Genomic DNA, 15,094 nt, shown 5'->3' on the forward strand with positions numbered 1-15,094 from the left:
TTAAATACTAAATTCAATTCCTGCAAAGAGCGTGTTCCCATATAAACCAGGAAGCTCCCATAATTTAGCAGGAACAAGTCTCTGCACATCTTTGGCCCTTCTTGTTCTAAAAGTCGCCCCCATATTGACATTTACAAATGGCGACAGCCCCAAGCTTAACATAGGAGAGACATAACTGTACTTAATATCTTCATCAAGTTTTAAACCCTCATCTGAGTCACTCGCCTTAGAAATAGAAACAGTTGCGCCCTCTAAAGAAAAGCGAATATCTCGTGAGACAACCCAACCAAGAGAAGCTTTTAAAAGTGAGACATTTCCAATTTTCATCTCTTCTTCACTATCAGGAGTACCTGTGAGCCACAATTCATAACCAAAACCAACAGCAAATTGATAAAATCTCTTTGTAGTCTCTACTCCAACAATTTTATCAAGCCTAGAGCTGGCCAGATCACTAGAAGAGCTACTTCTAATTCCACCAATAAGATCAATTGTCGCCAGATCGGCCACACTTCCAAACTGTAGCCAATTGAAACCAAGTAAGGCCTTACCACGACCTGCTTGCCAATCACCACTCGTGCCAATTTCTTCATCACTAGATTGATAAAAGTCGTAATCGGCATCGACGAATAAATTATAATGAGTCTGGAAAAGAGCATGAAGTTTCATTTTTTGAATATCAGATTGCCCAGATTCACCTTCAACCTTCATTGAATGATACATTGATTGTATATTAAAAAGGCCTAAGCTAGCGCCATTGGAGCTTGAACTTTGAGCCTGAGTGCTCGTATTTACCTTCGGTGCAATACGTCTTGCTGGTGCCGGCGAATTTCTCTTCACGCGTGGCTGACTTGGTGTCGTCTCAGTATAATCGACCAGTGCTTGCGCTGGAGAAAGTAGAGCTAATGTTAAAGTTGATAAGAGAATAAGGTCTGTTCTTTTCATTTTTCATCTTCCTTGACGATAACGTAAATTCCCCTCTCTAGAGGCATAAATATCATACACAAAGATTGGGTTATTTATCAAATCTAACCAATTCCTGAGGGCTTTAGTCAAATAAGCCCGATTATAAAAAATACTTACAAAGATTCTAATCGCTTGAAATCTCGAAAATGGAAAGTCTTTCCCTCTCATGAATAATCCTTAAGTTTAATAAAATAATGGAGGACTATAAAAAGGAGAAACAGTTGAATATTTTCCAAGCATCGAGACAAGAATCAATCAAAAAACTTATCGAATTCGGAAAGATGGGCTTCTACCCTCTTTTTGATGAAAGTTGGATGTTGGGTCTCTCTAAAAACAATTCTCCTATGTCACAAAAAGATCAAGAACGTGCTGCAGGTCTTTTAAAAAGATTGACTCAACATAGAACGATTGAAAGACAGAAGACGGTTCTTTTCACAATGAAAGAAACTGATAGAGAACTTGTCATGAAAACTCTTATTAAACTCGTAGAAGGAAAGATTCTCGATGAAACACCTATGCTTCATTAGTCTCTTCACTCTGTGTTTATCGGCAAGTGCAGAATATAGAGTCTACCAATATCAAGTTAAAAGTAAAATGGAGCGTTACTCTAAACAAGGTAACTACCTTGTCACCTCTACTTTAGATCCAGTTAGCTACTTAAGCTATCATGGGGGAAGTGATTCTATTAGAATAGACTTACTACGCTCGTGGACTTGTAAAGGCTATACTGGTAATAGCTCTGCACTTTGCAAAGCCCCCTTAGAGAATATCGACCCTTTTAAAGAAGAAGTCGCACTCCAAGGACAATAAATGAAAGTAACGCAGGAACAAACGGCCAAACAATACCTAAAAAAACTCACAAAGTCGCAAGAAGACCTCGTTAAGGCCAAAGAGCGTGAAATTAACAAATTAAATACTCACTATAATCAGAAATTAAAAACGCAAAAGCTTGCCAATGATCAAATGATCTACGAACAAAAAGAAATGCAAAAAGTAGATATCGCCAAGGCCATTGATCAAAAAGAAGAAAGGCTAGCAAGTATTCGTGACTCTCTCAAAGAGAGTGCAACAAAACTTCAAACTGAAAAAGATAATTTATCAAAAATAAGCCAACTTCAAATTGAAGATATGAACCTCGTGAATGAGGATAAATTTCAAAACCTCTATTCAAATGCTAAAGATAAGTCCGATGAAATTATTCAACAGACAGATCTTGAAGTCGATCGTCTCCAGTTAAAATCCGACGAACAAATTAAAGATATAAGCCTAAAGGCCAAGTCCAGATCAGATGAATTTGCTCGCGATACAAATAAGACTCTTCACGAACAACAAAGATCGTATAATCTGCAAAGAAGACACAATGAAAAAGAATTTAGGGATCGCCTGCTGATACAAAAACAAGATCACAACGATAAAGTTCACTACGTCGAAGCTAAAAATCAAATTGAAGTTAATCAAAGAAAGCAGTCTTACCAAAAAGAACTTCAGTATCTCGACCAACACCACAGAGAGATTCTTAAACAGAAAGACATTTCTTTTAAAGAGAAATTTGCCAATATGGAAGAGGCCCATCAGTCAATACTTTCAAGAGTCAAAGAAAGACTTAGTAGTGAAGTAAAAGGATTAACCGAAAAATACGGTAAATTCAAAGAAGACGTCTCAATGAAATCAGAAGATGACTTTTATAATGTCACGAAATTGAACCCAACAATTGAGCCAATGGAAAATGGATACAAAGTCCAACTTGAAGTTCCTTCCTATGAACAAGAAACTGTTTCTTTAACTGCTGAAGATAGAAATTTAACACTCACACTCACAAGAAGATTTAAAGATACGGCGATCGATCAAGATGGTACAGTGAATAAGTCCAGACGCTCAGAAGTGATGTCTAAAACGCTCAACGTTAAAGACTTAATCGACCCAAGAAGTGTTCAAAGAAAGTATGAAGACGGCGTTTTAAGCTTTCTCATAGCAAAGCGCTAATAAACTTATTCTTCCTCTTCAAGCATATCTTCGTTGACGTGAAATTTTACTTTCTCAACACGAATCACTGTACCAATTTCTTTAGTTAGCTCCTGCATGCGGCGCGGGTGCAACTTGAAATAGAAATTGAGAAGGCGAGTATCTTGATTAACATCAAGAACTTCTTCACTAACTTTGAAAATATCATCGACATAAGTAAGGATGATTTTCTTTGTCGTCGATTTCACTCGACCGCGAGAGAGGATCTCTAAGTGATAAGACTTGTACTCTTTTTTACTTTCTACAAGATTATAAAGAGGATTAAGAAGTTTTAAGACAATAAGAGTTGTGAGAGTGAAAATTCCTGCAATAAGAGGGTATCCAGAGCCAACAGTCATTCCGATGGCCGCGACAACCCAGATAGTGGCCGCAGTCGTTAGACCAATGACATTTCCTCTTCCTTGAATGATCGCTCCAGCACCAAGAAAACCAATACCACTAACAATTTGTGCCCCAACACGGTTTGGATCGGCCATACCTCCAGCATGTTGCTGATTGAGCATTGAGATGGCCGTATACAGTGCAGCACCGATACAAATCATGATATTTGTTTTGATACCAGCAGACTTCATTTTCTTCTCGCGGTCATAGCCAATTGCAGCACCAAGAATGAGGGCCGTTACAATTTCTATTCCAAGGCCAATATAGAGGGGCACCTCACCAAGAAATTCGATTTGAATGCTTGGCATGTTTGCGAGAGTTATCATAGAGTTTCCTTGTTCTATTGTTTAATTTGCACGAATCAAAAGAAATCTGATAAGATTTGATTTTGAATATCTAGTATTATGTTCCAAGAGTTACTCAATGAAAAGACCACATCTCGTTCATTTTTTGGCCATTAAAACAGACGACACGATCGCGTTAAAAGCATCAGTAACGATGCGCGAGACACTTCTTATGGATAAAGTGGAAGTTGATCTTATCAAACCACGCTTTCCTATTCAGGCCTATAAGCTACTCAATGCCTATGATTTTACCATGAAGATCGTGTGCTTGGATGAAAATCAGAACGAAGTTTACGTTAAAAGCTATGAGTCAGACTCCTATGGAAACTTTTATTTCAAAATTCCTCTTTCAACAGAACAGCGTAAAAAAGTACACGTTCTTCAGATATATGAGACAAGAAAAACACCAGGACTTGAATACCATCTTGGAAGTTTTATCCCTATCAATGTAGAGGGCCCTAAAAAACTTGTTATTTGCGATTTTGACAAGACTCTTGTCGATACGCGCTACTCGACGACAAAAGAACTCTACCGCTCTTTGACAAGCCCTATTGAGAGTTTTCCAAAGATCCCAAAGAGCATTGAAATTTTACAAAATTATACTCAAAAAGGATTTCATCCATTCATTCTCTCGGCTTCGCCCCATTTTTACGAGGATGCCATGAGAGACTGGCTCTACCAAAATAAAGTTTATACGGCTGGAATTTTTCTCAAAGATTATCGTAAAATCTTCTCTCTCTTTGAAGATGATTTAACAACCAAAGATTTAAAGATTCAAGGCCTCTATAAACTGAATCATCTTCTCGATATTCTTCATATGACAAGTATTCCAGATGAGATTGTCCTAATGGGTGATAATTTTGAATCTGATCCGTTAATCTATCTGGGACTAGCACGAATACTTGAAGGAAGAACAGAGCCAAGAAAAATGTGGAGTATACTGAAGAGTCTCGATGCCTTTCAATTAACTAAGAAGCAAGAGTCTCAACTTCTTAATAAGATCTATCAGCTCCAATCTCTTATTGCTCAGAGGCAACATAGAGCTGTCAAAGTGAAAATCTATATTAGAAAAAAAGCAAGTGAAGAGGAATTGATCGTTCCCGATGAATTTCTCCCCTACAAGCATACCATTGAACTCTACGAAGGGCTCAGTGAAAAAAGCCTCTTAGAAAAAGACACTCGGAGCAAACAAAACGATATAGCCAATGCTGAAAACGAGTCCCATTCGATGAAATGAATTGAGATCACTCTTTCCCTGCATTCGCGCAAGACCTTTTGTCATTGGAAGAGAATTGAAATCAAAACCCATAATCTCAAGCCAAATTCTCATGGCCGCAAGTAAGAGAAGGGCGATATTGATCATCTGATTGCTAGATGAAAGATCACCGTTTATGATATTATCCATACTTAAACTCCCGCAAATAGGAAGAAAATGAAAGGAAAACAGAGCTTTCCCGTTATAGATCTCATCGGCGATCCCCTCGAGTGTTTTTACCAATTAGGACTTCGCGACAAAGAAGAGGCAAAAACGATCATCTCTCATTTACAAGGAGTTCTTTCAACCCCCTCACCTCAAGCAAATCGACTAATTCACTCGGTTGCTCGAGAGCTCTCCGATCAAGTTTTTGCCAATGGCAATATCTTTGATCGCTATATAAGCGCTTACAGTGACGGGCTAAGTAGAAATAAAAAAGAAATCGCTTTTTGCATGCTCATTCCAGAACTGATGTGTTTTATGAGTAAGTGGATTCCAAGCATTCCTACAAATCTCTTAGGCTGTTCAAGTTTTTTTCACTTCAATGACGATCAATCAATCACACACGCGAGAGTGCTCGATTTTCCACTTCAAGGAACCTATGACCGTTATGAAAGACTTGTTCGCTACCAGATGAAAGATATGCCTAAGTTTAGCTCCTTCACTACAGCGGGACTTCCCTATCCCTCTTTGACAACAAAAAGAGAAGATGGACTATGCTTGGCCATCCATCAAAAATTTTCAGATACCTTTTGCAAAGAAGGGACATCTATTTTTCACTACGTTTATGAAATTCTAAGAAAATGTGAGAGCATTGAAGATATCATCAGCTATTCTAAAAAACATCCAACAATCACGAGTTGGAATATTAATATTGCCACAGCTGATTTTCGCGTTTTAGAACTTGATATTCTCGGCAATGAAACTCGTTCAAAAATTCATCAAAAAAAGCCTGGTCAAACACTCTATATCAATAACGACTTGCGAACAGATATTGAACAAAAGAGTATTCACCTTCCCCTTGGAATTGACTTTTACAATGAAATAAGAACACGGGCTGCAAGCGATAAAATTGAAGTTTATACTAAGAAAAAGAAGAAAACAGATTACGAATTTATAAAGATGGTGGCCACACCTCTTTATCATAAAAATAAAAAAGAGATCTATCTCGATCCTCTAACACCAAGTTCAGTGGGTGTTTCCAGTTTTAATACTCATAAAGATGAAAGTTACTATATTGCAGGCTCAGCTCCAAAAGTATATGAAGGAGAAGTTCACTTTTTAAAAGACCTCTTCTCTTTAAAGCCCCATATCAGCATAAAAAAACAGGCTGCGCCAAAGTATGATAAAAATTTTAAGAGGGCCTACGGCGCTCTCATGCAAGCTCAAGTGGCCTTTGATTTAAAAGACACACATGGTGCCTATCACAACCTTCAAATGGCCATTAGTGACTTTAAAGACTCTCCTCTTGGGAAAGTATCTACTTTTTATTTCAATGTTTTGCAGTTTATCCACGACAAGCACACAAAAATTAGAAAAGAACTTCTTGTTGAATTCAAATCACTTGAACAGGAACTTCCTGATTACCTGGCCGACCATTGTCGTCTCTTTATTTTTCGTCTTGAGAAAATTTTGAAGATGAAAATATCTGTACTGGCAAATGACTTTAAAAATGAAACTCTTAGAGAAATTTATGAACTAGAAAAAAAACTTCCGGATTTGTTTTTTCACTCTTTTATTAGCTGGCCGATGAATATCCGTATTGATCTTTTAGATATCATCTACCCACATGCTAAACTTCTTGGACAAATTAAAAATAATTAAGAGCAAGTTTAACATAGAATGAGCCCAGATCAGTTTCAACAGGAATAACAAAGATCGGATGTCCACTTGGAAGTTGTGCCGTTTTATCGGTCACAGGAATGGCCATGTCTAAGTGAACACCAACTTGTTCGAGAGTCTTCTTGGTCTGCCCATAAACCATATTGGCCATCTCTCCTGCAAAGTCCTCATTTTGTGCATTAATTTTTTCGTAAAAAGTTCCTACAACTTTTTCATAGAGATTCAAATAAGTTTCCTCTGGAAAACTTAAAAGAAGAGAACCATTAAAAAATTGGGACTTAATAATTACTTTTCCACGAATGGCAATTTCTAGCTCTTCACCCTTTTTAATTAGCCTTGGTCTTTGCACTCTAAGAACACCAAAGGCATCTAGTTTTTCGAATGTCTTACGACATGACTTCATAAGAATCTCAACAAACTCTCGATCAAAAGAGCGTTTATTGCCCTCTAATTCCATCGGAACAAGTTTCTTTTTTACAATGCTTGAAAAGTCCTCGATCACCATAGGGTGAGAGTACATGAGAAACTCACTTTTAAGTTCATCAGGGATATTAATTTTTCTCACAAGATCAAAATCGACAAAACTTAAAAAGACGAATTCAGGTTTTTTAATATTCGATGTGAGAAGAGCACGAAAGAGTGTATTGATATTTTTCTCACCAAATGAATCTTCAATAATAATGGCCGTATAATTTTTCTCAGATAAATACTTTGTAGCAACAGAGCGAATCCCTGCAACATCAGCACGAACCTTACTCACTCTGACAAGACTTTCACGCAAATCAAAGGCCCAATCAGTGTTGAGAGATAAAATAAGAACGTTTCTGATAAATTCCAATCCGACTCCTACTTCTTCTGTTGCTCGCCCATGGCCGAGTTCATTTTTTCTATGGCGAGTAGCCTTTGCAATACAACTTCATTTAGTTTTAATTGCTCTTTTTTTTGAGTTTCGAGCATTGCTTTAATTTCATTTTTAAACTCTTCGTCTTTCTTCTCTCTTTGAACAAGGGCCTTGGATAAGACTTCTTCTTTCAAGGCCAAAAGCTTCTTTTCGATGAAGAGTTTATCTTCTTTAGTCAGACCTTCTTTTTTAGTTTTCAAATACTTGTCGAAGCCCTGCTCCAAGTTCTTTATTTTTTTTTCAACATTATCTCTCAAATGCTTGGACTGACCCTGCAAATAAGATTCGATGTGAGATAATCTCTCCACCTTACCCATGCCCGTATTGTCGGTTTGCTTATAGAGTTCTAGACCATAAACTCTTGAAATAACGAGAAAACTAACTAAAATATATTTCTTCAACATATCTCCATTTTACTTGGAAATTCAATACAAGCAATTAAGGTCTTTTTTCCTCTCTCGCTCAAGTGCTTTAAGCCGAACCATTATATGATCGTGGGCCAAGGCCTGATCAAAGATATAACTCTTCTCCCGCTCCTCTTTCTGAGGGTCCATGCCTTCACTATCGGGCTTAAACTCCAAGCGCTTTTCAAAACTGACGTTTGTAGGATGCGGCCTTGGATAAAATGGAATTATATTAAGGGCCATGGCCTTATTATGCCCCATTTTCCACAGCACACCTTCGACTTTTCAGATACTTGTCTTTTTTTATCAGAAGATATTTGCAGACTCGTCTCTTTTTATATAAATAAGGGCCATAAGTTTTTAAAAAATAAGAGTTTTCTATGAATCATGGGTCTTGGATAATTTTTCTTCTTTTCATCTTTGGGATAACATCATCTCCAGCTCTCGCTGTCGAAAAAAAGAAAAACCTCCTCACTGCAAAAGATTATGGTCAATATGAACCAATTAAATATCTTTTAACGAATCCTATGGGACAAGGAATCTTTGATAAGTTCCCACTCAAAAGAGTCACTAAAACTTCTTACTATCCAGTTAGGGCCATTGGTCGCGTAGGTAGTCAATGTAGCGGTGTCCTCATTGGCCCATCACAAGTTTTAACAGCAGCTCACTGTGTTTTTGATGTTGAAAAAAATGAGTGGATTGATGACCTGGCCTTTACTCCAGGACTCGATCGCCAATACCATCCTTTTCACACTATAGACTGGGTAAAAGTTCACATGCTTGGACTCTACGCCAAAAAGAAAATTCAAGACCTCGACTTCGCCGTGATCTATCTTAAAGAAGATATTGGTATAAAAACCGGATGGCTAAGTATCAATGATAGCCGCCTTACAAAGAAATCATTTAACGGAAGCCTCTTTGGTTACAATCTTTCACAAAATGATGAGCACAAGCACGAACTCGCAAGAACAAGTTGTCCTATGAGTGTTGTGAATATGACAGATCTTCGATTCCATTGTGATGTCGTCAAAGGTATGAGTGGCGCTCCGATTCAAAAGGGAAAAAAGATTATTGGAATGAGTCTCTATGCAGGAGATAAATTCAATGGTGGAATCCTTTTTAGAAATCACCACATCAAAACGATCAATAACTGGCTAAACGATATGGCCGATGAGTTTACCATCGACCACTACAATCTCTCTCCGACAAACTCTCCGGAGTTTGATCAGATTATTTTAGAAAATAATTGCGACTTCCCTGTCTCTGTTCACATGGCCTACGAGCCCCTAGGAGAGAGTGCGATTAAAACAATTCGCAATATCAATATTCCAAAGAAACAAAGACACATCGTTGGTAAAACAGTTGATAGAGATTTTTTCATTTATGCCTTTAGTAATAAGGACCCACTTGAAAAAGGACCTTGGCGCTGTGATGAATTTCAAGATGAATATGGTGACTGCATGAAAAAAGTCCAAATTAAGTCTGCCGGTTGGGGCAGTTGGATTCATTCAATAAGCTGTCAAACTAAGTAGGAATAATTTTTATTTGCACCGTGTAAAAATGTCGTTGCCCCTAAAAAAAGGACAATTTTACAAAAAAAAATGAAACTTTGTGCAAATCCTGACTAAAAAAATTAAGAAATTCATGATATCTAGGGGCAATTTAAAAATTTACATAACTTGCTAAATTTATAAGGGAGTCACGCATGTTAAGAACGATCAAGGCAGCATTGCTTATAGCAACGCTTGCAACTCTTGGAGTTAGCTGTCAAAAAGATGAGAAGCTAGGAAGCCAGGGCAACCCAATTAAACTTTACTTCACACCATCTGTTGATGCCGACACAATTGCATCGAACTCAACTGAGTTTCTCATGTTCCTTGAAAAAGAAACTGGTTACTTTTTCAAATCAGGTATCCCAACAAACTACATTGCCGTTGTAGAGGCCTTTGGTTCAGAGAGAGCTGACATTGCTGTTATGAACTCTTTTGGTTACCTCATGGCCAACGAAAAATATGGAGCTGAAGCAAAACTTAAAGTTCTACGTTACGGACACGACTACTACCAAGGTCAAATCATTGCTCACGTTGATAGTGGAATCAACAGTGTTGCCGACCTAGAGGGAAAGAAATTCGCTTTCACTGACCCATCGTCAACTTCTGGATACATGTTTCCTCTTAAAATCCTTAAGGACAACGAAGTAAAGCTTGGTAACCAAACTTTCGCTATTAAGCACGACAACGTTGTAACAATGATCTATCAAAAACAAGTTGATGCTGGAGCGACATACTACTCAGCAGCTTCTGAAACTGGTGAAATTAGAGATGCGAGAGCTCGTGTAAAAACTCAATTCCCAGATGTTGAAGACAAAGTAAAAATTATTACAACAACTGAAAAAATTCCAAACGACCCATTCGTATTTAGAAAAGGTCTTGATAAAGAAGTTACAACGAAATTCATCGCTGCGGTAAAGAAGTTCATCGCAACTAAAGAAGGAAAAGACATCTTCACTAACATCTACAGTGTTGAAGGTCTCGTTGATACAAATGATCAAGAATACGATGGACTTCGTGGAATGATTAAGGCACTTAATTTAAAAACAGCAGACTTGCTTAAAAAATAAACAAAGAGAGTATAATGTTTAAGATTGAAAGTTTGAACAAAGTTTATCCTAACGGATGTCACGCCCTTCAGGATGTAAGCTTTGAAGTTCAAAAAGGTGAATTCCTAGTTGTTATTGGTCTATCTGGATCTGGAAAGTCTACAATGCTTAGATGTCTTAACAGACTTCACGAGCCAACTTCAGGAAAAATCCTCTTTGAAGGAGAGGATGTCACTCACGTTAAAGGAAAAACTCTAAGATCTGTAAGATCTAAAATTGGGATGATTTTCCAACACTTCAACCTTATTCCAAGAAGAACAGTTCTAACGAACGTTCTCTCAGGAACTCTAGGAAGAACGGGAATCTGGAATTCAATTTTTGGAGTCTATGCTGAAGAAGACAAGAAGAAAGCTCAAGAGTACATCAAAATCGTTGGACTCGAAGGGAAAGAAAATGTTCGCGCAGACAACCTTTCAGGTGGTCAGCAACAACGTGTTGCTATCGCTAGAGCACTTATGCAAAACCCAAAAGTTCTTCTTGCTGATGAGCCTGTAGCGTCTCTTGACCCTGCAACGTCACACTCAGTTATGCAATACCTCAAAAAAGTAAACGAAGAACTAGGTGTTACTGTTATCTGTAACCTTCACTTCCTTTCACTTGTACGCCAATACGCTAGCCGTGTAATTGCACTTAAACAAGGAAAGCTTATCTATGAAGGGAAACCTCTAGATATTGATGAAAACTGGTTTAAAACAATCTACGGTGAAGAAGCTGTAGAAGTGACAATTGACTAAGGAAAAGTGAGAAAATGGATATGAGTACAAATAATACACCTACTTTAAATCAAGACCCAGGTCTGACTTTCAAAACAGTGAAAGCTTACTTTTGGGCATTGTTTATTGATGTCTTTCTTTGGTCATACACGATCTTGGCCTCTTGGAAGATTGTTTACGAAAAAATTATTCTTGGGGAGAGATTCCCAGAGTTCAGTTGGAATCAACCACTAATCGCTCTTGGAGCTGGTGTCGTTGTTTCTCTCGCTCTCTTTATGACGAAAATGTCTGCTGGTAGAGCTTGTCTAGGACTTATGAAAAGAGATGAGAATAAGCCGATTATGAGAGAGCCTGCTTCTCTTTTTGGGGTCTTCATCCTTATTCTAACATTTGTTTCAGGACTTTTTGTTTCTCAAGTTTCAATCTCTGAATTCCTTTCGACTTCAGGTCTTATTGGAGCAAAGAGAATCTTTACAGCTCTTTTAAACCCTAACTTTGGAATTATTTCTGAAGCGGTTATGGCAGCTGTTGAGACAATTTACATGGCCTTCATTGCGACGGCTTTCGCTATTCCAGTTGCCTTTATTCTAGCTTTCTTCGCTGCAAGAAACCTCATGAATGGTTCAAGACTGACAATGGCCGTTTATTCTTTTGTAAGATTCCTACTGAACATTTCAAGATCAATTGAACCACTCGTATGGGCAATTATCTTCTCAGTATGGGTTGGGATTGGACCATTCTCTGGTATGCTCGCTCTTTGTCTTCACTCTGTAGCTTCACTTTCTAAGCTATACTCGGAGCAAATTGAGAACATTTCAAACGGACCAATCGAAGCAATTACAGCAACAGGAGCTCACCCAGTACAGGTAATTTGGTACGGTGTTGTTCCTCAGATTATTCTTCCTTACCTATCATTCACAATCTACCGTTGGGATATTAACGTTCGTATGGCGACAGTTATTGGTCTCGTTGGTGGTGGTGGTATTGGTACAATGCTTATGCAGTACCAAGGTCTTGCCAAGTGGAATGAAGTTGGTCTTCTTGTTATCGTTATCGCAGCTATTGTATGGCTTATGGACTACCTATCTGCGAAAATTAGAGAAGCGATTAAATAATCAACAAAGTCATTCTTTAAATAAGGCCCCTCTATTGAGGGGCCTTTTTTTTGTCTTTTTTTTAATCACATTTAGAACAATAAATGATTAGATTTTGGTCAATTTACTATTCTATAATTAAAGATAACTTTTGTTTGAAACTATGACGATAAGAGTGAAAATATCTAAAAAGACGGAAGTGTTTAAGGAAAATCTAGTGTCAGATGCGCAACGGCCAAATAGAACGAAGCTCCAATACAAGCTTCTTCGCTACATTCTCATTTGTAGTACGTTCTTCAGTTTCTTAGGAACGGCCTTTCAGCTATATATTGACTACAAAAAAGATATATCTACAGTCAATCGAACACTCGATCAGATTGAATCCATCTACACAAAGTCACTGGCAAATTCGCTTTGGCATCTCGATAAGAAACAACTTGTTATCCAAGCGACTGGAATGAAGAAACTTCCTGACATTGAATATATTGGTGTTTTTGAAATAAGAGATGGAAAGAGGTATTCATTCTATGAAACCGGTACCAAAGATTTGAAAAATACTGTATCGAGAACAATCCCCCTAACCTATAGAGAGCTCAACGAGGAAATAACATTAGGAAACCTCGTAGCAAAAGTGAATTTGAATAAGATTTATCAGCGTTTATGGGATCGAGTTCTCATCATTCTTATGACCCAATCAGTAAAAACATTCATCGTCTCTCTTTGTATTTTGATCATCATTAACGTTGTCATTACGAAAAAAATTGAGCGTATCGCTGATTACGCCGGAAAACTCTCTCCAGGAAGTTTAGATCGTCCAATTGAAGTTGAAAAAATAGATAGTGGAGAAGATGAAATTGATGACTTAATTAAGGCCATTAATAATATGCGGATAAATCTTAAAAACTATATCGCTATGAGGGATAAGGCCGAATATAAACTACAAGACTACAAAGAGCATCTTGAGGAACTGGTCCACAAGAGAACTAAAGAACTCCAAAATAAAACGTTTATTCTTCAAGAGAAAATCGATGAGATCAATACTATGCAAGACAAACTCATCGCCCAAGAGAAACTCGCCTCCTTAGGGTCTCTAACTTCAGGTATTGCCCACGAACTGAATAACCCACTCAACTTCATTATCAACTTTTCTGAGGCCTCACGTTTTGGACTTATCGATCTAAAAGAGATGATTGATCAATCAAATATTGAACAGGAAAAGAAGAAGGAACTTCTTGAAGAAATTTCAGAAATAAAGGCCATGTGCTTAGAGACTTTTACACATGGAAAAAGAGCTGAATCCATCATCACCAGTATGCTAGAGCACTCACGCGAGAGTAAGTTAAGCTTTAAAGACGAAAATATTGTTGAAGTTATCGAAGAAAATATCAACTTCGCATCTCAAGCAATTAAGTCAAAATACGATGGATTTCAGGCCATCATTCATCGAGAGTTCGAAGCAGAACTTCCACTCATTTCTATTAGTAAGGTTGATATAGCGACTGTATTTCTAAACCTTTTCACCAATGCTCTTTACAGTATGAAAAAGAAAAAAGACATACTGGGGCTTGAATATAACCCTGAACTTCTCGTTCGCGTTTTTAAAAGAGATCATAGCCTCTATTTAATTGTACGTGACAATGGACTGGGTATTAAAAAAGAGGATCAGGCCAAAGTTTTTACCCCATTTTTTACGACCAAAGCAGCTGGAGAAGGAACTGGTCTAGGTCTTTCGCTGAGTTTCGATATTATTAACAAAGTTCACGAAGGCCATATAGAAATTACAAGTAAAGAGAATGAATACGCCGAGTTTACTGTCATACTCCCTCTCATTAGAAATAAGAATCATTTATCTTAACTTTCCTTATATTAATTTATTCAATGAATTCGCCCATCTATTGCCACAATACGGCTAATAGAGTAAATATTGTGCATGGGCTTAATGTTTATATTTCCTGTCTCTGAAGAAGAGATAGATAGAGTTGAAATTAAAGAGAAAAATGGTGCAAAACAGATTGTACTAAAAACCTATGGTCTTCCTCTTATTTTTTGGGGTTACCTCGCTGCAATCTTGACAGTCATTGGTGCGATGTACCTGGCCGTCAGCGATCCTCTCACAAGGCTTGCTGCAACTGGGGATCAAATCAATATAGCACTCTCCTACACAGTTAGGGTGACAATTATTTTGGTGCCTTTTATCCTTACTTGCTTTTTCTTTTATGAGAAATTTATTTATAAGCAAGGAAAGGAAATCATACTAGAGCATAGACTGTTCTATGGACTACTCAAGATCAAATTTAAAAAGACCTTGAAGAATACGGACGAGCTCTACGTAGAGCACTTTATGGACACTCCTAACGTCGCAAAGATGACAGGTGATCCAAACCTTAGAGGTTTTCAAAATAAAGGTTACTTTCAACTTTGGGCAATTCTAGACGATGATAAGAAAATTGTTATCGACAAAGGTCAAAGAAAAATAGACCTTCAAAAAATTTCAGATGTATTAAAGAAATATTAAA

The 15,094-nt window shown here is 37.6% G+C and carries 17 protein-coding genes; 11 read left to right on the forward strand and 6 right to left on the reverse strand.

Annotated elements, in window-relative coordinates:
- Positions 1-942 (reverse strand): hypothetical protein, encoded by a 942-nt coding sequence (locus tag HBN50_RS08335; RefSeq protein WP_273869209.1) that lies wholly within the window; start codon positions 940-942, stop codon positions 1-3.
- A 242-nt stretch (positions 943-1,184) separates the two neighbouring features.
- Here HBN50_RS08335 and HBN50_RS08340 point away from each other — a divergent pair, with 242 nt between their 5' ends.
- Genes HBN50_RS08340 through HBN50_RS08350 form a run of 3 tightly spaced genes read left to right on the forward strand, consistent with a single transcriptional unit; the run spans position 1,185 to position 2,946 of the window.
- A complete protein-coding gene (locus tag HBN50_RS08340; RefSeq protein ID WP_273869210.1) occupies positions 1,185-1,490 on the forward strand; it encodes a hypothetical protein in 306 nt (101 codons plus the stop codon).
- Entirely contained in the window at positions 1,468-1,773 is a 306-nt protein-coding gene (locus HBN50_RS08345; protein ID WP_273869211.1) for a hypothetical protein, read from the forward strand. Before HBN50_RS08340 ends, HBN50_RS08345 begins: the two co-directional genes overlap by 23 nt.
- Complete coding sequence (locus tag HBN50_RS08350) at positions 1,774-2,946, forward strand: Hsp20 family protein (protein WP_273869213.1); 1,173 nt, start codon at positions 1,774-1,776, stop codon at positions 2,944-2,946. It abuts the gene before it with no gap.
- A 5-nt stretch (positions 2,947-2,951) separates the two neighbouring features.
- Here the strand turns inward: HBN50_RS08350 and HBN50_RS08355 are convergent, their stop codons facing one another.
- Complete coding sequence (locus tag HBN50_RS08355) at positions 2,952-3,692, reverse strand: MgtC/SapB family protein (protein ID WP_273869214.1); 741 nt, start codon at positions 3,690-3,692, stop codon at positions 2,952-2,954.
- 97 nt (positions 3,693-3,789) lie between these two features.
- Between HBN50_RS08355 and HBN50_RS08360 the strand changes: the two genes are divergently transcribed.
- Positions 3,790-4,947 (forward strand): phosphatase domain-containing protein, encoded by a 1,158-nt coding sequence (locus HBN50_RS08360; RefSeq protein WP_273869216.1) that lies wholly within the window; start codon positions 3,790-3,792, stop codon positions 4,945-4,947.
- On the opposite strand, the gene HBN50_RS08365 is transcribed toward HBN50_RS08360, so the two are convergent.
- Positions 4,876-5,115, reverse strand: a complete 240-nt coding sequence (locus tag HBN50_RS08365; RefSeq protein WP_273869217.1) for a hypothetical protein — start codon at positions 5,113-5,115, stop codon at positions 4,876-4,878. The two genes, HBN50_RS08360 and HBN50_RS08365, sit on opposite strands and share 72 nt — an antisense overlap.
- 27 nt (positions 5,116-5,142) lie before the next feature.
- Between HBN50_RS08365 and HBN50_RS08370 the strand changes: the two genes are divergently transcribed.
- Positions 5,143-6,789: a hypothetical protein gene (locus HBN50_RS08370; RefSeq protein WP_273869218.1), complete on the forward strand. Its 1,647-nt coding sequence runs from the start codon at positions 5,143-5,145 to the stop codon at positions 6,787-6,789.
- On the opposite strand, the gene HBN50_RS08375 is transcribed toward HBN50_RS08370, so the two are convergent.
- The 3 genes from HBN50_RS08375 to HBN50_RS08385 are packed head-to-tail and all read right to left on the reverse strand — an operon-like array spanning position 6,776 to position 8,355.
- Positions 6,776-7,645, reverse strand: a complete 870-nt coding sequence (locus tag HBN50_RS08375; protein WP_273869219.1) for a chemotaxis protein CheX — start codon at positions 7,643-7,645, stop codon at positions 6,776-6,778. The two genes, HBN50_RS08370 and HBN50_RS08375, sit on opposite strands and share 14 nt — an antisense overlap.
- Before the next feature lie 8 nt (positions 7,646-7,653).
- Positions 7,654-8,112 (reverse strand): hypothetical protein, encoded by a 459-nt coding sequence (locus HBN50_RS08380; protein WP_273869220.1) that lies wholly within the window; start codon positions 8,110-8,112, stop codon positions 7,654-7,656.
- A 21-nt stretch (positions 8,113-8,133) separates the two neighbouring features.
- Complete coding sequence (locus HBN50_RS08385; protein ID WP_273869221.1) at positions 8,134-8,355, reverse strand: hypothetical protein; 222 nt, start codon at positions 8,353-8,355, stop codon at positions 8,134-8,136.
- Between the two features lie 137 nt (positions 8,356-8,492).
- Between HBN50_RS08385 and HBN50_RS08390 the strand changes: the two genes are divergently transcribed.
- The 6 genes from HBN50_RS08390 to HBN50_RS08415 all read left to right on the forward strand — a co-directional run bounded on the left by HBN50_RS08390 (position 8,493) and on the right by HBN50_RS08415 (position 15,093).
- A complete protein-coding gene (locus HBN50_RS08390; protein WP_273869222.1) occupies positions 8,493-9,644 on the forward strand; it encodes a trypsin-like serine peptidase in 1,152 nt (383 codons plus the stop codon).
- A gap of 173 nt (positions 9,645-9,817) precedes the next feature.
- Complete coding sequence (locus tag HBN50_RS08395; RefSeq protein ID WP_273869223.1) at positions 9,818-10,732, forward strand: phosphate/phosphite/phosphonate ABC transporter substrate-binding protein; 915 nt, start codon at positions 9,818-9,820, stop codon at positions 10,730-10,732.
- A gap of 14 nt (positions 10,733-10,746) precedes the next feature.
- Entirely contained in the window at positions 10,747-11,505 is a 759-nt protein-coding gene (phnC, locus tag HBN50_RS08400) for a phosphonate ABC transporter ATP-binding protein (RefSeq protein ID WP_273869224.1), read from the forward strand.
- Positions 11,506-11,525: 20 nt separating this feature from the next.
- The gene (gene phnE / locus HBN50_RS08405) at positions 11,526-12,599 is read left to right on the forward strand and encodes a phosphonate ABC transporter, permease protein PhnE (RefSeq protein WP_273869225.1); all 1,074 of its coding nucleotides are present in this window, start codon (positions 11,526-11,528) and stop codon (positions 12,597-12,599) included.
- Between the two features lie 196 nt (positions 12,600-12,795).
- On the forward strand, positions 12,796-14,433 hold the full coding sequence (locus HBN50_RS08410) for an ATP-binding protein (protein WP_273869227.1): 1,638 nt from the start codon (positions 12,796-12,798) through the stop codon (positions 14,431-14,433).
- A 75-nt stretch (positions 14,434-14,508) separates the two neighbouring features.
- On the forward strand, positions 14,509-15,093 hold the full coding sequence (locus HBN50_RS08415) for a hypothetical protein (protein WP_273869228.1): 585 nt from the start codon (positions 14,509-14,511) through the stop codon (positions 15,091-15,093).
- The last annotated feature ends 1 nt before the right edge of the window (position 15,094 follow it).

The sequence above is a fragment of the Halobacteriovorax sp. GB3 genome (genome assembly GCF_028649655.1).
Classification (GTDB): domain Bacteria; phylum Bdellovibrionota; class Bacteriovoracia; order Bacteriovoracales; family Bacteriovoracaceae; genus BSW11-IV.